This window comes from Butyrivibrio sp. INlla16 (genome assembly GCF_900104155.1).
Lineage (GTDB): Bacteria > Bacillota > Clostridia > Lachnospirales > Lachnospiraceae > Butyrivibrio.
The window spans coordinates 1-20,192 of record NZ_FMYB01000058.1; the positions used below are offsets into that span (position 1 = coordinate 1).

General features: G+C 42.2%; 19 protein-coding genes and 1 pseudogene. 3 read left to right on the top strand and 17 right to left on the bottom strand.

The annotated features are described in order from the left end of the window. Positions 1-219: pseudogene (locus BLR42_RS18985) on the top strand (IS110 family transposase); the annotation flags it as partial. A 255-nt stretch (positions 220-474) separates the two neighbouring features. Here BLR42_RS18985 and BLR42_RS24005 read toward each other — a convergent pair. Next, positions 475-1,776, bottom strand: a complete 1,302-nt coding sequence (locus BLR42_RS24005) for a beta-glucanase (protein ID WP_091872554.1) — start codon at positions 1,774-1,776, stop codon at positions 475-477. A gap of 136 nt (positions 1,777-1,912) precedes the next feature. Beyond that, the gene (locus BLR42_RS18995) at positions 1,913-2,362 is read right to left on the bottom strand and encodes a cysteine hydrolase family protein (protein ID WP_022762949.1); all 450 of its coding nucleotides are present in this window, start codon (positions 2,360-2,362) and stop codon (positions 1,913-1,915) included. 161 nt (positions 2,363-2,523) lie between these two features. Between BLR42_RS18995 and BLR42_RS19000 the strand changes: the two genes are divergently transcribed. Further along, positions 2,524-2,937: a hypothetical protein gene (locus tag BLR42_RS19000; protein ID WP_139165214.1), complete on the top strand. Its 414-nt coding sequence runs from the start codon at positions 2,524-2,526 to the stop codon at positions 2,935-2,937. Positions 2,938-2,990: 53 nt separating this feature from the next. Here BLR42_RS19000 and BLR42_RS19005 read toward each other — a convergent pair whose 3' ends face one another. The 6 genes from BLR42_RS19005 to BLR42_RS19030 all read right to left on the bottom strand — a co-directional run bounded on the left by BLR42_RS19005 (position 2,991) and on the right by BLR42_RS19030 (position 8,084). After that, positions 2,991-3,557, bottom strand: coding sequence for a TetR/AcrR family transcriptional regulator (locus BLR42_RS19005; RefSeq protein WP_091872560.1), 567 nt, complete (start codon positions 3,555-3,557; stop codon positions 2,991-2,993). A gap of 29 nt (positions 3,558-3,586) precedes the next feature. Continuing rightward, the gene (locus BLR42_RS19010; RefSeq protein ID WP_330387399.1) at positions 3,587-3,910 is read right to left on the bottom strand and encodes an FAD-dependent oxidoreductase; all 324 of its coding nucleotides are present in this window, start codon (positions 3,908-3,910) and stop codon (positions 3,587-3,589) included. Positions 3,911-4,089: 179 nt separating this feature from the next. Beyond that, positions 4,090-5,286, bottom strand: coding sequence for a bifunctional phosphopantothenoylcysteine decarboxylase/phosphopantothenate--cysteine ligase CoaBC (gene coaBC, locus BLR42_RS19015; RefSeq protein WP_091872563.1), 1,197 nt, complete (start codon positions 5,284-5,286; stop codon positions 4,090-4,092). After that, complete coding sequence (locus tag BLR42_RS19020) at positions 5,222-6,103, bottom strand: type III pantothenate kinase (RefSeq protein ID WP_091872566.1); 882 nt, start codon at positions 6,101-6,103, stop codon at positions 5,222-5,224. Before BLR42_RS19020 ends, coaBC begins: the two co-directional genes overlap by 65 nt. Positions 6,104-6,129: 26 nt before the next feature. Further along, complete coding sequence (locus BLR42_RS19025; RefSeq protein WP_049946140.1) at positions 6,130-6,780, bottom strand: ECF transporter S component; 651 nt, start codon at positions 6,778-6,780, stop codon at positions 6,130-6,132. A 101-nt stretch (positions 6,781-6,881) separates the two neighbouring features. After that, the gene (locus BLR42_RS19030; protein ID WP_091872568.1) at positions 6,882-8,084 is read right to left on the bottom strand and encodes a DUF6688 domain-containing protein; all 1,203 of its coding nucleotides are present in this window, start codon (positions 8,082-8,084) and stop codon (positions 6,882-6,884) included. Between the two features lie 167 nt (positions 8,085-8,251). Here BLR42_RS19030 and BLR42_RS23675 point away from each other — a divergent pair, with 167 nt between their 5' ends. Then, positions 8,252-10,885 (top strand): leucine-rich repeat protein, encoded by a 2,634-nt coding sequence (locus BLR42_RS23675; protein ID WP_242879435.1) that lies wholly within the window; start codon positions 8,252-8,254, stop codon positions 10,883-10,885. A gap of 59 nt (positions 10,886-10,944) precedes the next feature. Here the strand turns inward: BLR42_RS23675 and sfsA are convergent, their stop codons facing one another. The 9 genes from sfsA to BLR42_RS19080 form a co-directional block, all read right to left on the bottom strand. Beyond that, complete coding sequence (gene sfsA / locus BLR42_RS19040) at positions 10,945-11,607, bottom strand: DNA/RNA nuclease SfsA (RefSeq protein WP_091872571.1); 663 nt, start codon at positions 11,605-11,607, stop codon at positions 10,945-10,947. Between the two features lie 4 nt (positions 11,608-11,611). Beyond that, positions 11,612-13,702, bottom strand: coding sequence for a SpoIIE family protein phosphatase (locus BLR42_RS19045; RefSeq protein ID WP_170832878.1), 2,091 nt, complete (start codon positions 13,700-13,702; stop codon positions 11,612-11,614). 47 nt (positions 13,703-13,749) lie between these two features. Further along, on the bottom strand, positions 13,750-14,271 hold the full coding sequence (locus BLR42_RS19050) for a hypothetical protein (RefSeq protein WP_091872577.1): 522 nt from the start codon (positions 14,269-14,271) through the stop codon (positions 13,750-13,752). A gap of 247 nt (positions 14,272-14,518) precedes the next feature. Beyond that, the gene (locus BLR42_RS19055) at positions 14,519-15,133 is read right to left on the bottom strand and encodes a hypothetical protein (protein WP_091872579.1); all 615 of its coding nucleotides are present in this window, start codon (positions 15,131-15,133) and stop codon (positions 14,519-14,521) included. Positions 15,134-15,135: 2 nt separating this feature from the next. Further along, complete coding sequence (locus BLR42_RS19060; protein ID WP_091872582.1) at positions 15,136-15,561, bottom strand: hypothetical protein; 426 nt, start codon at positions 15,559-15,561, stop codon at positions 15,136-15,138. Continuing rightward, positions 15,558-16,103, bottom strand: coding sequence for an RNA polymerase sigma factor (locus BLR42_RS19065; protein ID WP_139165215.1), 546 nt, complete (start codon positions 16,101-16,103; stop codon positions 15,558-15,560). The genes BLR42_RS19060 and BLR42_RS19065 overlap by 4 nt, the downstream gene beginning before the upstream one ends. Positions 16,104-16,172: 69 nt before the next feature. Then, positions 16,173-16,847 carry a MerR family transcriptional regulator gene (locus tag BLR42_RS19070; protein WP_091872587.1) on the bottom strand — a complete coding sequence of 225 codons (675 nt, stop codon included), beginning with the start codon at positions 16,845-16,847 and terminating at the stop codon, positions 16,173-16,175. A 9-nt stretch (positions 16,848-16,856) separates the two neighbouring features. Continuing rightward, positions 16,857-18,452 carry a MutS-related protein gene (locus BLR42_RS19075; protein ID WP_091872590.1) on the bottom strand — a complete coding sequence of 532 codons (1,596 nt, stop codon included), beginning with the start codon at positions 18,450-18,452 and terminating at the stop codon, positions 16,857-16,859. Positions 18,453-18,658: 206 nt separating this feature from the next. Beyond that, positions 18,659-19,642, bottom strand: coding sequence for a hypothetical protein (locus tag BLR42_RS19080; protein ID WP_091872592.1), 984 nt, complete (start codon positions 19,640-19,642; stop codon positions 18,659-18,661). Positions 19,643-20,192 lie beyond the last annotated feature (550 nt).

Here is a 20,192-nt window from a genome sequence, read left to right on the forward strand (position 1 = left end):
AGTAAGGGATCAAAAATCCCCGTAAATCCAGTCATTCATGAGTTCTACACCTTGAAATGTAAAACCAAAAAGAAGAACGTTGCTATAGGTGCTGTAATGCACAAAGTGTGTAATATCATCTTTGCTATGCTTCGGGATAACAAACCCTATGAGATGATTACTCCTGAAGAACACAGAAAGCAGTTTGATCTACTCAACCGCACTACAAAAGCTGCCTAATATCTAATTTGTCATTTTCAATGTGCTATAAATGAATTAGCTTTATTAAGGTTACCCAAAATGCAGGTAATGACTAATTTCTAACATTTTCAATTTACTCCTTGACATTTCTTAGCTGGACTCTATCAACTATCACAAATACTCTCGGTACCAAACTCTATTTTAACCTATAGAAGAAAAAAATGATAAGAAAAGAGTTGCGAAAGCCTTCTGAGATTTTCGCAACTCTTGATCTATATAACGCGTCTATTTTAATTAGTTTGCAACATCGATCCACCACATCTCATAGCTGCTGGATACGTCCTTATACTGCTCGACATTTGCGTTAGCGTCGTTACTGCCGTAGGCGATGTTAAGGCATTTTCCGCTGTTGTGATTTATGATCTTGTAGGTGTTATTTGCGGCCGGATAAATCTCCCACTTCTGGCTATTGCTGCCATAATAATCCCACTGACATACATTTCCGCCGTCCCATGTTGCGGAATCCTGGACTGTGAGAACTTTTCCTGTTGAAGCGGATTTAATGATGTAATAATCGCCTTCCTTTATGAAATACCACTTCTGATTGGCATTTCCCCTGAAGGGATACTGAAGGATATTGGTGCCGTTGTCTCTTCTGTTGCCCTGAACATCCAGCGAAAGACAGCTTCCTGAGTTTATGAGCTTGTATGCCTTGTAACTGTCAAACATTGCACCTGATCCGGAATTATTACCGGCATTGGATGACTGTGAAGGTGCAGGCTGATAACTACTGATATTATTGCTGTTACTGTTGTTACTACTGTTGTTACTACTGTTGTTATTACTGCTACTGTTGTTCGAACTTCCTGTGTGTGCATCATAGGAAGCCCAGTCATAGTATGCACTTATTCCGGTTCTTCCATCGTAGTGTCTAAGCCAGTTGTCCACTCCTGTTCCGGGCCATACGTTCATCATGATTTTTCCTGGAGTGTTCGGGATATCCCTTGTTGCAGTGTATACAGCCTTGCCATCCACATACCATGTGATGCTTCCTGCATTCCAGTCAAAACCATAGGTATGGAAGCTCTGTGATGCATCAAATCCAAGGTTGTACAAGTATTCGTGGTTACCCTGTCCATTTGTGTAATAGTTAAACTGGACTTTCGTGGTGTCATATCCAAGAAATTCTATATCGATCTCATCCCATTTTGTACCATCACTCTCACCTGTGTAGGTAAAGAAGGAAGATACAACGCCTGAGTTCTTAATAGGTTTCATATTAACCTGGAACAGCCCGTATCCGTAGTATTTCTTTGTTCTGTACTCTCCTCCCGTGTATCCCTGCCAGTTTCTTTCGATAGTAAGCTTCATCTGGCCGTTTGCAAAGGATACATTATTTGGTGACCAGGTACAGTCAAACATCCCGCCGTTGCTCCAGCTTGACATCTCAAACTGGCTGCTGTCGTGATAATCAAATGCCATCCCGTCGTGAGTGCCTCCCCAGGCACTTGCAGCTGTAACCGACATTGAAGAAGCAAGAAGTCCTCCGACTGTCAGTACAGTCCCCAAAACAAGTGAAACTAGTTTCTTTCCCATAAAAACAAACACCTCCTTTTTTGATAATAATAGGCATTATCAAAAAAGGAGGATATTATATTCATGTCCAAAATATCAGAATGCTGATGTTGGATGACGGAATAATGATGAAAATTTTGTGCAATAATACTAAAAATCACAAGATATTTATTCCTGCATCCTCAAGCTTTTTAAGTGTTTTCTCATACACTTTTTCATTTCGTGCTCCTACGCACTTTCTTACTATTTCCGTTTTATATCCGAGTTTTGCGGCATCCATCGCCGTTTTAGCGACGCAGGAGGTGCCATCAACTCCTACAATCTCAAGCTCCGTTGCTTTCAGCCCTTTCAGTTTTTGCGAAAAGGCTTTTGATGAAAACGCACTCGGACTCTTCTTTTCAAAAACCAAATCCGAAACCATGAGAAGCTCATCCGAGAGGTCGTATCCGTCTCTGTTCCCGGTGAGGCCTACGTTTTTCACATAGAAAATTGGAACGTCTTCCTCTTCATGAGCCAGTTTTATCTCATAGTTAATGTTCGATAAAAGCTTCTCATCGTATCCGCTAAGATACTTTTTCTGCATGTCAATTACAACTAATACCCTCATAAGATCCCCCTCTTATCCGGTCTTTGTACTTAATTGATACACATATTATTTATCATTGTAAAACTGTCTGGGGGAATATACAAATTAAAAGTTCATAATCTTTGCAACGAAACCACGGCATAAACTGTATATATTATATAATGATAAACGGAGGAAATGCTGTGAAAACGTTGATGAAGAGACATATTTTGCTAGATACTTTGATTTTAAGTGCCGCCTTTAAGATACTAAATGACTTGCTGCAGGCTCATAAGCTGCGATTCAGATTCTTTGTGATCCAGGTAGTTGTAACCCTGGCTGTTATAGGGATTATCGTTGGAATCATTCAGCTTATCAGACGACAGAATAATAAAAAGGCCCGAAGACTTGCCTATATAGACGGTATGAAGTATTCTGCTAACACTTCTGAGTTCCTGGACCGATTTGTGTACTACTATGAGTACAAGAACTTTTTTATCTCAGGAAATGTGCTGAAAATAATGGATGAATACCCGGGATTCACCGGCCCCGATCCCATCAGAACCGTTTATGACGAAAACGGAAATGGAACAGTTGTTATGGGACGGGGCGGCTGAATTTCATAATAATGCAGAAAAGAGCTGAACGATCAGCTCTTTTTGTAATGCAATCAGGGTCTGAGTATAGCCATAAGCCACTCTGAATCCGGGGTATCAAGCGCTCTGTCCATGGTCATCTCTTCCATTATTCCCTGAAATGCAGACCAGAAGCAAAGAGCCAGCAGTTTAGGATCGCCCTTTCTGAATATCCCGGCTTTTTGGCCGTTTTTTATAATCTTTGCCGTATTGTCGATAGCTTCCACCGAATTCGCCAATTTGCGCACGTCTTCCGGCATTCCGGCACGTCTGGCCTGTGCCATCAGGACAAACATATTGGCTACGTATGCATCCTTTTTAGCATAGAGAAATAGTTCATCCAGCATCCCTTTCAGGAATATGTCTGCAGGGATTCCCTCTACAGGAGCCGTCGCCCCTGTAAACTCTTTCCCCATCACAACAAGAGCCATTAAGAGCTCTTCTTTTGATTTGAAATAGTGAAACATCAGGCCGGTACTCATTGGAACCGCAGCCGCAATATCCGCAACTTTGGTCTCATGATACCCTTTTTCCACGAAGAGCGTCAGAGCTGTCATAAGTATTGCTTTCCTGCGTTCTTCCTTCTGTTCTTCTCTTGTCATTGGCTTCCCCTTTAAAATATCCCTTGTTTTTACAGATTCTCTGAATAGCAAACTTGCCGTTTGTCACAGCTATCGGGAGTCCTCCCGGTGAACTGTTCCACTGACCTGCAAAGCAGAGATTCTTTATGCCCTTTATATACGCCGTACAACTCTGTTCCCTTCTTGGTTCCTGTGAGCCAGTGAATACAGTTATCTATATGAAAGCCTTCTCTGTTCCATCCTGTGCATTCTCCGCCGGGTGTCGAATTCTTCTCATATATTTCTGCCTCAAATCCTGCAAGTCTTGCATAAATACCTGCAGAAAGTCCTGCTATTCCCCCACCGATTATTACTACTTTTTTCTGCATACCCATAATTGATGCTCCTGTTTGTTGAATTAATATTCATTGAATGTACATTCAATATAAATCTTTCAATCATATTTGTCAACTTGTTTTTACATAAAATATCACAACAAAAAACAAGCCTCACAGATGCACTGATATTGGCTTGTTTTACACGATATTAACTGTATCAATTGTTATGCGCCTTTTTATCGCATTTTTGTTAGTTCATCAAGAATGTGGTTTGCTGCGCTATCCTTGCTCATAAGAGGAAGCTCTGTCTCGCTGTCCTTGGTGATAAGCGTAATAACGTTGGTATCAACGCCAAAGCCTGCGCCGGCAACCTTGAGATTATTCGCACAGATCATGTCGAGATTCTTTTTCTCAAGCTTTTTTCTTGAATTCTCGAGCATGTTCTCGGTTTCCATTGAAAAGCCGCATAGAAGCTGATTTTCACCCTTGTGCTCTCCGAGCCATTTTAAGATATCTTCCGTTCTTTTAAGCGGTATGGAGAGATCACTGTCATTATCATTTTTCTTGATTTTGTTGTCCGCTACCGTTTTGGGTGTGTAGTCCGCAACTGCAGCGGCTTTAATGATGATATCCTGTTCCTTTGCCCTGGAAGTTACTTCGTCAAACATATCCTTTGCGGAAGTTATCGGAACCACATTTACATAGGGCGGAACCTGAATATCCGTAGGTCCCAGAACAAGTGTGACATCGGCGCCTCTGCCTGCCGCAGCCTTTGCAAGAGCAATTCCCATCTTGCCTGTTGAATGATTGGTTATATATCTGACAGGATCTATTGCTTCTCTTGTGGGGCCTGCAGTCACAAGGACCTTGATTCCTTCCATATCCTTAGGCGTTGCAATTTCATGAATGATGGCATCCACGATATTTGCAGGCTCTTCCATTCTTCCTTTTCCCACAGTGCCGCAGGCAAGGTAACCCTCATCGGGTTCTACGATAATATATCCGAAATCCTTAAGGGTTTGGAGATTGCGCTGTGTCACAGGATTTTCATACATATGTGTGTTCATAGCAGGTGCTATTATTTTCTTACAAGTGCAGGCGAGCGCTGTGGTTGTGAGCATGTCATCTGCTATTCCGGCAGCAAGCTTCGCTATGCAGTTTGCTGTAGCGGGCGCAATAACAAGAATATCTGCCTTGTCTGCCAGGGCGATATGTTCCACCTCCCACGGATGATTCCTGTCAAAGGTATCCGTGACGCATCTGTTGTGTGTCAAAGCTTCAAAAGTAAGCGGCGCAATAAATTCCGTGGCATTTTTTGTCATTACAACATCCACGTTTGCGTGCTGCTTTATGAGCTTTGATGCCAGATCAGCCGACTTGTAAGCCGCGATCCCCCCTGTAACTCCTAATAGAATATTTTTTCCTGATAGCATGATCTACTTCACTTTCATAACTGCTTGCATTAAGTTCAAATATGGCATTAAGTCCCCTTAAAAGAAGGTCCTTTTCATAGCAGACTTCCCGATTTATCCAGGGAATAACAAGGCTTCCAAGGCCTCCCGTGATTACAAGTGCCATATTATCCAGTTTGTAATCAGCGCTGATTCGCTCTGCTGCGCCCGAAATCATCATTCCGGCTCCGGCTACAGCTCCGCTCATCATGTTTGAGGCGGTATCTGTTCCCAGAATCTCGGTTACTTCTCCCGCAGACAACTGTGGAAGCTGCGCAGTCCGCATGGCTTCTGCATCTAATGACAACTGCACTCCGGGAGCTATCATTCCGCCGATAAGTTTTCCGTTTTCATCTGCTACGGTGATGGTGGAGCAGGTTCCAAGGTCACAGACCATAACCGGTCTGTCCTTAAACATCGACTTTGCTGCGGATAAATCAACGATTCTGTCTGCGCCAATTTTACCCTTGCTGTAATTCGAGATATCTATTCCGGTTATGAGTTTGTCACTCATAAGAAGAGGCTCCGTTCCGGTTATCTCCTCCATTGCATAAAGAGTAACTTCGTTTATCTCTGGCACCACCGAAGAGAGAATCGCCCCTTTAAAAGTGAATTCCTCATAATCATCGGAGATTTGTCCAAGATAATCCTGCAAAAGACCACCAAGAGCCTTTGTTATCTCTTTTTTGCCATAATCTCTCATAGTTGCGATTCTTCCGGTAAATTCCGGCTCGCCATTATTTAAAACGCCGGCAACTATGCTTGAATTACCTATATCAACAGTCAAAATCCTGCTCATAATAATTACACCTGCTATTTATGTGCTTATGCTCTGTGAAGAACCTTTGAGAGCACCATTCCTACAGTACCTGCAAGGATGCAGCCAATGCATGCTTCCACTGTTGCCTGAACACCAACCATTGCAATTACAAATGCAAAAGGATTGGTCGCATTGTAGTTACTTACAAGACCCTGTACATAGTCTGTGTTGTAAAAGAACAGGCAGAGTGATGTCATGAAAAATACTGTGTTGAACAGAGGCATAAGTGCGCCTGTAATGTAATATGATGCGTTTGTGAGCTTTCCTCTGTGGATAAGCTTGTAAATGCCGCTTACAACAGCTGCATCAAGAAATCTTGCTACTATTGCTGTGAAAAATACACCGAAGGGATTAATAGTAAAAAGTGTTGAGAGCATTCCGCTTGCACCTGTGAGTGCACCAACAAAGCTGTTAATACCGAAAGCAAGACCGCAGATCATGCCTGCAGCAGGTCCGATAAGCATTGTTGCCAGTGCAACGGGAACGGTAACGATAGAAATCTTAAGAAGCGGTGTAGGAATTGTCCCTAAAAAAGTGTTGCCCATAATAAGAACAACTGCGATCATAAGGGCAGTCTCCACCATGTAACGTGTTGCGTGACTCAGTCCGAATGACTCCTCTGCAGTCTTACGGCCAAGTGTCTTTGTGTTTTCCATATTTAATTCTCCTTTTGACAAAAAAGCTACCGTTTCGGATCATTCCGAATACAGTGCAACTGTAATATATCAGCTTGCCAGACGGATTGCAATACATATTTTTATGCCTGTTTTAAAGGCGTTTTATCCCCCATATACTGCACTGCTATCCTGTTCTCCGGATGAACATCAACCATGTAGATTACTATAAGGAAAAACCACTCCAAGGGTTTCATGATAAAGTAAACGGCGTCTGCAATCCATCTGCTCTTAATAAGCCTTGCAACCGGGAATCCGTATTTATCGTAAAAAGCACGGACAGCCCTGTGAAGGTGCGGAGTCTTTTCCTCCAGGATCTGCTCGAAGGCATTAGCTATGCAAAGCTGTCTGTTTACCGTAACTTCATGTCCGTGGCGGATGCCCTTTCGGATAGGCTTTACAACCCTGCGGTGGCCGCCGGCAGCTACAGTACACAGATAATGTTCGTCATAATAGATGTTCTGCGGCGATATTTTCGTTGAAAGATTCCACTGACTGGTCTCTGTCCAGGCTTTAATTACGGAATCCGGCGCCTGGCCGAATAAATACAGTATCGCTATCAGGATTCCGAGGAGCGGAATCATAAGGAAAATTGCGAAAAACGGCCATAAGATAACATTCTTCAGGATAGTATCAGAAGTTTTCAAAACAGGATTTTGCTCCAATTTACTTGTATCGAAACGGTTGTCATTCCATTCATAAATCTTCTCAACTATCGTGCGAGCTGTGATAAGTATACAGCAGGCAGGAAGCGGAAAGAGATACACATCCATCTCGTCACCAGCACCGAATACCTGCACAGTCAGGATGATAAGCTGAATTATACCAAGGTACATGGCAGCCATTGACAATACCGCAACAAGGGGCGGTAATTCGTTAAGAGACGTATATTGAAGGATAATATAGCCCAAAATTGCAAGAAGAAAAATAATCATAACGGTTGCTACCGCGCCGGTATAGATCGGTGTATGGCGCTGGGCATTGTGCAGCTGTTCCGGCCAGTCATACCAGGTTGCATTTTTTACCTCGCCTATATATAGCCACTCGTAAGTTGGCCCAATGATGAGAACAAAAGCGTCAAAAACCCTGGAGGCGATTATTTTCACCTTATTAATTGAAATGATAAAGCAGATAAACTCATCGATAACCAAAAATATAGGGAATATACAAATTGGCCCAATTATAAATCCGCCGCCCCTCGCAAAAACTAATCCTATCAGTAAAGGTGCAACCAGTGTTATCCATATTGAATGCTTATTAAATAACGAAAATGGCTTATTTTCCATGACAACTCCTCCACGTTCACCTTGGGGCTATTATCCTATTTAATTGCCCCATCTAAATATAATACAGCCGAAAGGACTGAAAAGTTGCATATTTTTTGAGTTTTTTTAAAAACATGTGTTATAATCTCATGCTAGGTATGAAAAATTATTAAAGGGGAACTAATAATATGAAAAGAAAAAAGCATCTTTGGGTCATCACAGTCATACTGTGTCTATTTTTTAATGCATTCGCAGGAATTACTTCCAGAGCAGAATCAGAACTCCTAACCGGAGAAGAACTCTCGCCTGAAGCGACTTTTAGTGCTGAAGATGAAGTCAGTGCCGGAAATGCGGAAGAAACGCAGCAGGAATCATCAGAGGCACCAAATCCCGGTACCGATAATCCATCCGAATCGGAATCAGGCGAAACAGGTATCGAAGAAAATGCTGATTCCATACCGGATGATACCGGGGTTTCGGCTGAAGGCCCTGAAGCAGGGATTGAAATGCTGCTTCCTGTGGAAACCGAGGAGTTAACCGCACTTGGCAGTACTTTTTCATCAGAGTACGACAGCTTAAATGATCTTCTTGCGGCTGATATTCCCGTGGGAACCGTTGTAAGTGTCAAAGGCTACGCTTCTGCAGGAGATGGCGGTGCTGCATCATATCAGATAACAGATACCGCTCCGGATAAAAACATTTTTTATACAAAAATGAAGAACAAAAAATATGCACAGCTCATATTGACCGACACGATCAATGTGGCGCAGGTAGGAATTTTCCCGAATACCGACATATCGGAGCGTCTGAACTTACTTATTACATCATCGGTTGCAAGCGGCGTGGTTTCGACCATCCAGTTCAATGACGGCGTTTATACTCTTGATAAAACTATATACTTGAAATCCTTGAATTACAAAGGAACAGGGAATACCACTTTGAGTGTCAGCAAATCCTATAGATCCGGGTCCAACAGGATAATGTACACGGTTCCGGGTGAGACTAGTCCGACCTTTTCTCTTACATTTTCGGACATCAATTTTTACATGGAAACCACCAAAGATCATCCGCTCAAAGATAAACAGGTAGTCATTCTCAGCCTTTCCGAAATTGATGGTTGTAAGATCACAAACTGCAATTTCTATGCCACTCCCGCCAAGAAAAACGGGGGATTCATGCAAGTGGATCTGGTGTGGTTCAAGCACAGCAGAAAGCTGAATGACGTTGAAGTAAGCAACTGCTCTTTCCGCAACCTTACCGGCGCCGGTTATGAGGGTAATATAACAGATACTTTGGTCGGTGGTTGTCTGTGGTTCTGTGGTAAAGAAAATACGCTGGATTCAACACTTGAGAATTTAAGTGTGCACGACTGTGATTTTGAAACTACGCTCACTGATGAAATACTGGCTTTTTGGCGCGGAAATTACAGAAATATCAGCGTATATAATTGTACTTTCAAAAACCATACCCATGACTGCCACAACATTTTTACATTATTTAATGGTTCCTTTAAGGACACCAGCATAAAGAACTGCACATTTAATCTGTCAGCAGCCTGCGTCAGAGTTTGCAAGGTTATGCGACTTGCAGGTGAAACGGAAGTTGTTTTTGACGGAATTACTTTCAATCTCGACTCCGGAGTAACTGACACAAAAAGAAATTCCAGCATTTTCTTCACAGGTCCGGATTCTGAGGAGACTACGGGTGAATATCCCGCAAATGTGACAGTTAAGAACTGCATCACTAACAGCAAAAACGGTACAGTATACAGAACCTTCCTGGATGTTCCGGAGACTTCGCTCAAAACCTATAACGTATCAGATTGCACACTCGAAATGCCCTTTACGACAGGTGTTCTCTCCATGAAAAAGGGCAAAAGAAACACCGTAAATATATCGTCATGTGTTATAAATACCAATGATTATCTTACAAGCTTAACTCAGACGGAGGCATGCAGGGTTTCATTTTGTAATAACACCATCAAAAACAAAATAAACGCAGGCATTTATAATTCCGCAACCCTTTTCTACAAGTTTTCGGGCAACACCTGCACATATGCTGAAAAGGGAACCGTGTTGTCCTGTAAAAATCTATCCAAAGAGGATTTTGTAGTGCTTTACAATGAAGGCAACAGCTATCCTTCCGGCACAAAGATAAACGAGTTTTATATAAACAATAAGCTCAAAGCTGATGATATCGTAGTAAGAACGCAGGATCCTGACGGCGCTGAGTTCTACACATTGACAAATACTAAGCCTGAGGATTTCGTTGCTCCTAATACAAATCAGCCCGCTCCTTCTGAGGATCCCGCAAATCAGGCTACTCCCGAAGATCCGGCAACCCAGACTGCTCCCGAGGATAATGGCGCAGGTCAGACTTCCTCCGCTCAGGTGAATTCAGAGCCTGCTCAGCCCTCTGAGTTTACGGTTACAGTGGATGATATCACTTACACCATCGGAAGCGATGGAAATGCTACAGTCGATAAGATCGGCAAGAGAAAAAAGGCTTCTCTCAACAATGTTACTGTTGACGGAATCACCTACCCTGTTACCAAAATTGCAGCTAAAGCCTGCAAAGGAAACGATACAATCAAGAAAGTAGTTATCGGAAAAAATGTCAGATCTATAGGCAAGAATGCATTTAAAGGATGCTCAAACCTTAAGAAGATTACGATTAAAGCCAATAAACATCTTAAGATCGGCGCCGGTGCATTTAAGAAGCTTCCGGATGATTCAAAAATAAAGATAAAAGGTGTATCCGGTAAGACAAAGAGCAGAATTACGAAGGCTGTTGTTAAGAGAACAAATGCAGAAGTGGAATAAAAGAAGTACAAAGAGCAACCCGTGTCAAAAGGCACGGGTTGTATTTTCATAGCAAATATTTAATTTACAATACTAATTCTATCTGCCTCTACATGGCAGCTGTGGCATACGACTTCCACGCCTGCCTTCTTTGCGGCTTCCAGCGCTTTTCCAAATTCAGGCTGAGTCTTGTCGTTTGGAAGCACAGTATGTATTCCGTTCATTTGAATAACAAATGCTATTGTACAATGATAGCCCTTCTTTACCGCCTCTGTCAGCTCCTGCAGATGCTTGATTCCACGCTCTGTCGGCGCATCCGGAAAATAACCCACTCCGCTTTTTTGATCATAGGAAAGTGTACAGCCCTTAACTTCCGTAAGGTATTTCTCGCCATCTTTTTCCATATAAAAATCAAATCTGGAATTTCCGTAGGTATATTCGGCCTTCACATAGTCATATCGCGGCTCAAGGTACTGTTTCATGAGCTTGTTCGGAACAAGACTGTCGACGTTAATCCACTCGAACTCCGGTCTGTAGACGGAAATCAGGTCATACTTTGTCTTCCTTCCGGGATCATCGGAATTTTGAAGCGTCACCTCGGCATTTTCCAAGAACAGCTCTCCGAGGCGACCGGTATTCTTGACATGTACCGTCTCTCTGTGTCCGTCAACCAGGACTTCTGCAGTGAAACGGTTATTTCGTTTTATAAAAAGTGCGGGCACGGTATTTTCATATATAATCATAAAATCAATTAAACTCCAAACACAGCATGGTCAGATCATCAAACTGCTCTGCTTCTCCGACAAATTCACTTATATCGGCTCTTACAGTCTTAACTATCTGCTGCGGAGAAACGTTCGGATCCTTGTTAAGTGCCTCTATCATGCGGGATGTTCCATACATCTTGTTATTTATATCTGTGGCCTCTGCCACACCGTCAGTGTACAGGAACAGCTTATCTCCGTGGCCGATTTCTATCTGATATTCTTTGTATTTGATTCCTTCCATTCCACCGATTACAAATCCGTGCTTATCCTTGAAAAGCTCGAATTTACCGTCCTTTCGCATAATGGCGGGATATTCGTGCCCGGCATTTGCACAGGAAATTATCCCGGTAGAAATCTCCAGAATACCGAACCAGACTGTGACAAACATATCCGTCTTATTGTTGCTGGTGAGAGCTTCGTTCATCTTATTCAGAGCTTCCGCGGCCGATTTTCCAAGCATAGCGCAGCTCTGAAGAATTACCTTGGAAATCATCATGTACAGTGCGGCCGGTATACCTTTACCGGAAACATCTGCCATAACCAATCCCAAATGGTCATCATCTATCAGGAAAAAGTCGTAGAAATCACCACCGACCTCCCTTGCAGGTTCCATCATTGCATAAATATCGAATTCACTTCGGTCCGGGAAGGGCGGGAAATCATGGGGCAATATACTTGCCTGAATCTCGGTAGCAAGGGCAAGCTCTACTCCTATTCTCTCCTTCTCAGCTGTCGCCGCCTGAATATCGACAATATATTTCTTCATTCTCTCAGTCATAAACCCAAAAGATGTGGCCAGCTCCTGTATCTCATCGCCAGTGTCCTCGGTCCATTCGAAATCGAGCTGATCTCCTTCAATTGCCCGAACCTTAGCCGTAAACTCCTCTACAGGCTTCACCAGCTGTCTGCTGAGCATATTTGAAATAACTACCGTTATTAGTGCAATGACAACAATGAAGGCAAGAACAGTGGTTAACGCCGTTCTGAGAACCTTTTGCACTTCCGTAAGTTCCATGATTCGATTGATATTCAAAGAATTCAGAAGACTTTCTTTGGGTGCAAGGACGGTACTTTCCGGAACAATGGATATCAGTGACCATCCTACAACTTTAATGGGGGAATACGCCAGATAGCATTTTTTCCCATTGATCTCCAATAGTTCGAGACCTCTCTCTCCGGAAATTGCTTTCTCTGAGAGCTTTTTGAGAGAGCTGTCTTTTCTCCCTTCTCCAAGAATTGTCTGTGTCCTGAGATCCCCTTCGTCTTGGGAGGAAAAGATGATCATCCCATGTTCGTCAATAATGCAGGAATTTCCCTGATCACTTATACGGGCATTCATCATTACCGATTCTATTCCCTCAAGATAAATACCTGCGCCGGCAACTCCCACAAATTCACCGTCTCTGTAGATCGGTGAACCGCACATTATTGCCAGCTTTTTGGTATCATAGTCCTCTTTTATCTCGGAAAAGCTGGTTCTCCGTGCATTTTTTGCCGCCAGGTACCAGGGCCTTTGTCTGGGGTCAAAGCTGGCATAATTGCCGTCTTTATCCCATCTCTCAGGAAGTACCGGCCCTGCAAGCAGCATTAAACCTGTCTCCGTACCTATATTGGTTGCTCCAAGTTCTGGAAATTGTCCGTACATGGCAAGAAGACTTCCCTGCATATTAGCCAAAAGGGAAATCTCTTCTTTTACGCTCGGACTGTTCGGGTCAACTTCCTCTGAAAAGAGAAACTGCCCCATGCTTTTTCCGATATCTGACTTTTCGGGTATTTTAACTACAGATGAACCGTATCTTTCAGGATGAGAGTACATATCAGTAGCGGCATCCGCCATGATGGTTACGGTTCCTGCGAAATTTTCAAGATTATCATTAACAATATAGGAACACCCACGAGTAGTGGCACTGAGCTGCTGCAAAAGCTGATCACGCATCGCCTTATCGGAGTATTCATCAACCTGATTCCCTGATTTCTCTGCGTTCTGTATCAGTATAGTTCTGACTCTGAAAATCATTTGTACTGTCAAAAGCACAACTAATGCTAATAACAATGAAGAAACTATCATCATTATTCTCATTATCTTTTTTTCATAAAATCTTATCTCCCCCCAAGAAGTCAGGCTTTCTTATATAATCCAAATATTGTCTTATTGTAGCTTCCCAGCTCCTTTGTGGCCGCTGCAAGATCCTTGGTGACAGCTGTCAGGTCTTTCTGGGTGGAAAGCAGCACTTCCTGCGTCTTTTTAAGCTCAGTCTGCATGGATTCAAGCTGATCGTGCTCCTTATCCGCAAGCAGTAAAAGAGCCTGTGAGCGTGCGCGGTCCTCAAGCAGCGTCGAATTCTGCTTCGTCATATCCTGAAGCTCCTTCTGAAGCAAAATAATAGCATCCTTAAGGCGCTCTTTCTCCTCGCGAACCTTCTCCAGTTCCTGCTTCATATCATTATTATCATATTTTACAACGACATTTCTTTTAAGCCTGTGCTGATCAAGAAAATCACAGGCAAATTCATCAAGAACTTTACGTTTGTCCTCGGTCTTGATATGTCCCTTAAGCTCTTCCTTATATCTGGTGGTCTGAACGCGAACAGTCTCGTAACTCACGGATCTGCTCTCGGCGTATTCTTTTAAAGTCATCATTTTTAAAATCTCCCCCACACAATATTGGAACAAGTTGTTCAAGTATATTGTGTGTATTTTTATTTTTCCACTATTTATAGTAGTAGACTATGCAATTATATCAATCAAAACGGTGTCCTTTCAAGAGTTTGAAGGCCTATTTCTATAGCGGATTTGCAAAATAAAAGAGCCCCTTCGCCGCCCCGCTAGTGAGCCGGCAAAGGAACTCCTCATAATATATATGTAACCATAGGTGAAGCAAATTTAATCAGGCATTTTTCTCGCTTTTTTCCTGATTGTCTACTGTTGAAAATGCTGTATCAATGGTGGATTTCATATCCACATAAAGTGTATTCTTTTTACCACGAATAAGTCTTAAGCCCAAAACAATGATAACAACTGCAATTATTAATCTGGGAAGTGAATATACACACCCGGCCACAGCGTCATATATGAAATTCAGACCGGTCATATTCGCCAGAGCTTCAACACCACCCAAAATAGGCTCAACAACTATATTCCAGATTATGGAAACACCTGCAATTATCAGTACCCACGCGGATACTTTCTTCGCTGTTTCGGATTTTAAGTTTATTCCTTTTCCGTCAAAGAGTTCATTCCAGAAATAGTCATCCTGCAATCCCGCAAATATATCAATTCTGCAGGTAGCCATATTTCTTGCATGGAAAAAGCTGTAAAACCACAGTACAATCGGTATCATCATGAAGGCATCGCTAAGCCCGAGAAATGCTATCAGACCCATCAGGCCGAAAAAAGCTCCCATAAGACTTATTCCCATTTTCATGAAGCCCATATACATCTCTGCCGCACCGGGCACAAATGCAAATATAAAATTAAAAAATCCTCTTTTCTGCGCTCTCATAATTAATTCTCCTTATCTGTCGAACCGTTTAAAGTTCCTATTTCAAAATGATTACTTCCGATAGATTCGCTTAGCGTGTGATTTCCCAAAAAATCCGAAACATACGTTGTTGTTTCTCTGGAAACTGTCTGTCCAACCGCAACTTGTGCCTTCCATGCATTGTAGTCGTCGTTTGCCGAAAGGAACGGTGAAACGATCAAAAATAGAATTGCAGCGGCCATCGCCAGACAAACTTGAAATCGGAACCTTGAAAACTGTTTCTTTCTCTCTTCAAAAGAAATGACCGTTGATTTTGTCTCCGCCTCTTGGATTCTCTTTAGAACCTCTGCTTCAAAACTGATAGGAGCTTCAAGCAGTCCTGACTCTTCGGTGGAATCAATGAGCTTTTGCAGTTCATCGTCGCTTAAATATTTAAATTCATCATTCATGCTTCCAGCCACTCCTTTCTATAGGATTTTTTCAGCATTTCCTTTGCCCTGAAAATTCTTGTCTGTATAGTCTTAAGATTGTCGCCTTTTTCTTCCGCAATCTCTTTTGCTGTACGCCCTTCAATAAAATGTTGCATCGCTATGTCACTGTAAGCTTCCGGAAGCTCCTCGCAACATTTTGAAAAGCTGTTCATAACATCTTCTGCTTCATAAATATCCGCCGGATTGTTGCTGGCTGTCATCCCCATTACCGCGGCGCCTTCTGCAGGCTCCGGCATCTCATCCTCTGCCGTGGGAAGCGTCTTTGCGGCTGAACTTCTGAGGTAATCAGTGCACTTGTTTGCCGCAATTCTGCAGAGCCAGGCCTTTTCATTATTTCCATTGAACTGATCCATGTGCATATATGCCGAGAGGAAGGTCTCCTGTGCAATATCCTCCGCGGTGAAGTAATTGCCGGTCATCCTAAGGCAGATGGAAAAAACAAGGTTCTTGTACTCACTCATCCAACGTATTAAGTTTTCATTCGCCTCTATTTTTCCCACCTCCTTTCAGCTTTTTTCCTGCTCTCATTACATATAACGAGTGTAACACAGATAAGTCTTCATAATTTTCTAAGAAAATATTTTTGTCTTATGCAAAATATTAACAAATGCTGATATCAGCATTATTGAATAGATAATCCAGATCATCGCCATCATCAGATTTCCCTGCCCATTGATCAATCTGAAAATATTAAGACCCAATTGGATTAACGGAAATATCACCATGATAATCACAATTCCAACCACCAAAAGCCGCCTACAGAACATATTTTTCATCAGATTGAAAAATATGGGATATCCAACGAGAGACTCAAATCCGGAATTCAGGCTGATCTCATCAAGAACAGGCAAAATGTCGGGGAATCTCTGTCCCCGGCTCTCTGCCTCTGCAACATATGAAATATATTTGTCGGTATAGCTCTCTTCGTAGCCATCTTCGAGCATCTTTTTGCACAGCTGAATTGACCCTTCAATTTTAAGTCTGACCTCTTCGAGTCTCTGCATCTGTAATCCCAAAAGTTCCCCGATATCCTGCTCATTATCGAGCATTTTCCTGATATCCTCCACCGGCATATCTATTTTTCTGAAAAGAACGATCTTTTTTAATCTTTCTATATCGTCGGGAGTGTAATCCCGATAGTTGCTGTCTTCTCCCCTCTCAGGATTTATGAGCCCCTTTCTCTCATAAAACCTGACACTGCTTACATCGAGCCCCGCAGCGCTTGCAGCTTCACTTATTTTCATACCTGATCCTCACGCAATATTCTGATCTTCCAATGTTTTTCTGGCGGTTTCCACCACTTCCTTCGGAAAATCATAGCATGAAAGCAGATCAATTGCATTAGTGCCTTCGCCAAATCCTGCTTTTATCCTGTAATCGAAGTGGATTCCTTTGTCGGTAAGCCTGCTGTCAAAATGGTAGCCCTCGTATTCATCACTAAGTTTCTCTGCAAGCTCACTGTCATGTGTTGATACGATAACCATTCCGCTTTTTTTACATAAATAGCGAAGAACAGCCTCTGATGCGGCAAGACGCTCTTTGTTGTTCGTTCCTTTCAGGATTTCATCTATAAAATAAAGAATGCATCCCTTCTTCTGCGATTCATCCAGCATTCTCTTAAGGTATTTTACTTCTCTTACATAGTAGCTTTCTCCGGTGGTAACATCATCACGGACAGCCATTGAGGTCATAACGATACTTCTTGGATACTCCGCTCTCGCACCGCAGCAGGTGTATATTGACTGGGCAAGAATTGCATTGACTGCAAGTGCCTTCATAAAAGTACTCTTACCCGAAGCGTTTGCTCCCATTATCATGGAACCGCTGTGTAAGCTTACATCATTGGGAACAGCATTCTCTATAAGAGGATGATAAATATCATCTGCTATAATTGTGCCGGTATCTATAAAGTGCGGATAACAGTGTATCGGCAGACTTTTCCTGAAGGATGCCACCGATATCCCGGAATCTACCGCTCCGGCAAAGGCATAGAGCTCCATCACTGCCTTCTCGTTCCCTCTGATGGTTCTCACAATCTTATTAAAAGAGACCAGGTCAAACAGAGTAATTCCCATAATATACATTGCCAGTGCCCCCTGCGGATCCACTGTCGCATAATTTCTTTTTGAAATGAGCGATCCCGACATCCTCCTGATAGAGTGAAGCCTACTAATATCCTCTCTTATGACCTCATTTCCCGGGAAATCCGGAGTACATTTACTCTTCAGAAGCTTTTCACATACATCGATAAGACTGCAGATTCCGTACAAGCAATCCATCATATGCTCAGACTGAGATTTTTCCCTCATATATATGAACATATTTATGCCGGCAACTCCCAAAAAAGCCAGCATAAATTCACTGCTATGCAGTACAATTCCCAAAATTAAAGATAAAAATAACAATGCCTGCAAGATGCGATATACCCATTCAAATTTGAATTCATAACCTGCCAAAATATGTATAAGCTGCGGCATATAATAACACTCGTTTCTTTTACCAAGTCCCATGAGAAGCTCTTCCGCTTTTATTCTTTCTGTCTCGTTGTTTTCATAGAAACTGACCGTATCTCCAAAGCCTTCAGCCTCCTCCGCATCAGTACAATGAAGTCTATGATACAAAACCTGCTCTCCTACGTAGGATCTTGTGTGATTTATCCTGAAAAAAACGTCATCCATCTCAAGGTCATTCCAGGTAATATCATCAACAGTGCCTTCCCCCACCTCGTCATGGTACTTGGCAATTAGTTTGATTCTATCCTTTCTCATATAATGATAAGAATCGTGAAGAGGGTTTCTTCCGAACTGCTTTTTAATTAATTCCTGCTGTTTTCTTTTGTTTATGAACATGACTTTTTTCCTCCTGATATGCGAAAAATACACCCTTCACCAAGTGTAGAGTCAACAAAATCCTGAAAAAAATTAAAAAATTACATATATTATTTTATGAATGGGATTTATGGGCAAAAAGAAAGGCTCCGATGATTCATTCATCAGAGCCTTTGCCATATTTTTAAAATCACTTATATCTTATCGGTATATCGACATTTCATTTCTTATGCTGTGAAGTTGATTGAGTCGATTATGCTTGCCATTGCATCGGATACTTCCATATCCAAAAACTCATTGCCACTCTTGTGCTCGGTGCATTCAAACATAAGTGTTCCACCCATGTAATCTCTTACAATTGCTGTCATGTAGAGTCCTGAGCCCTCTTCCGTAATAGGAAGCGTTACCCAATAGCCTGTGACATCGTCTGTGCCGGGGAAATTTCCTTCAGATACTGTTGCGTCTGCGCCCCATGTCTTAGCAAGGTCTTCAGCGGTTTCTTTTGCATTCTTTTCCACAGAGTAAGTAGCAGTAATCATGTTTGTTCCGGCACTGACTCCAGTGTATATGAAAGTGGTTACAGGGCCGCCTCCATTTACTTCGAAGGAAGCGGGATCATACTTTACGCTCCAACCGTTTGCATCATTATAAACATAGTCATTATCGATTGCCTTACCTACATAATTCTCTGCATCAAAGCTTTCAGGATCAACATCTGCCTGAGGTACAAATACAAGCTCTAAGCCGTCATCATAGTGGCCTTTTACTGCGCCGTTCTCAACAGCGTCTACTGTGAAGATCTCTTCTCCCATTGCATCCATTCCGCCAAAGGAGAACTTTACGATACCGCCTTCCTGCTCGCAGCAGAAGGGTAATCCGATGCCTTCATGCTCTCCGTCTGCTGTATAACCTGCTCCCTCATCATCAAAAACGTAGAAATATGTAAGATCGGGATCCTCAGCTTCTTCTGCATAATTTACATACACGCCTCTTTCGAAGTACGGTGCCTCGAGCTCTGTGCTGCTCACTGCTATAACTTCCTTTGTATCTTCCTCTGAATCAGTCACTGCAACTGTATCTTCTGTAGCAGTCTCATCACCACCTATACCAACAAAAGCTGCATCCGCGCTTCCACATCCTGCAAGTATAAAGAGTGCCATTGCTGTTCCAAATGTTACTGACAATACCATTTCTACAAGATTCCTTTTCATTTCTATTTCCTCCGTATGAGTTATTTATCTGTCCTATGTCGTTTTCATTGTTTTCTTTATCTGTAACACATCTTATCAGGAGAAATATCACACAATTATCACAGCACTTTTCATTCTGCAAAAAATACCACGTAAAGGCATGAAATGAGGGACATTTGTAGGACATTATTTGGTAATATATGTGTTGATTACTTATATTAATACATGATTAAACCTGAATTATTCACGGCAGTAGATTAAAATCACTCCAACGCCGCAAAGGTACTGTTATTTAAAATATTTGCGTTTTCACCTAAAAAGTGAAGCAAAACTATATTAATAGAGCTCCTGATTTGCTACAATTTATGTAGGCTAGCAACCATACATAAAGCAACAAAGGAGAAGCTCTATGCATAGTTTAAAAGAAATTCAGTTATTGTGCAACAAACAGTTTAAGCTCAATTTCAACGGAGGCGAGCTGTCATCTGACGGTGGCCTTTTGATGGTCAAAGAGTTCCTTTCAGCACTTGGTATTGAAAGACTCATAAAGGAAACGTTCAAGACCACAGAT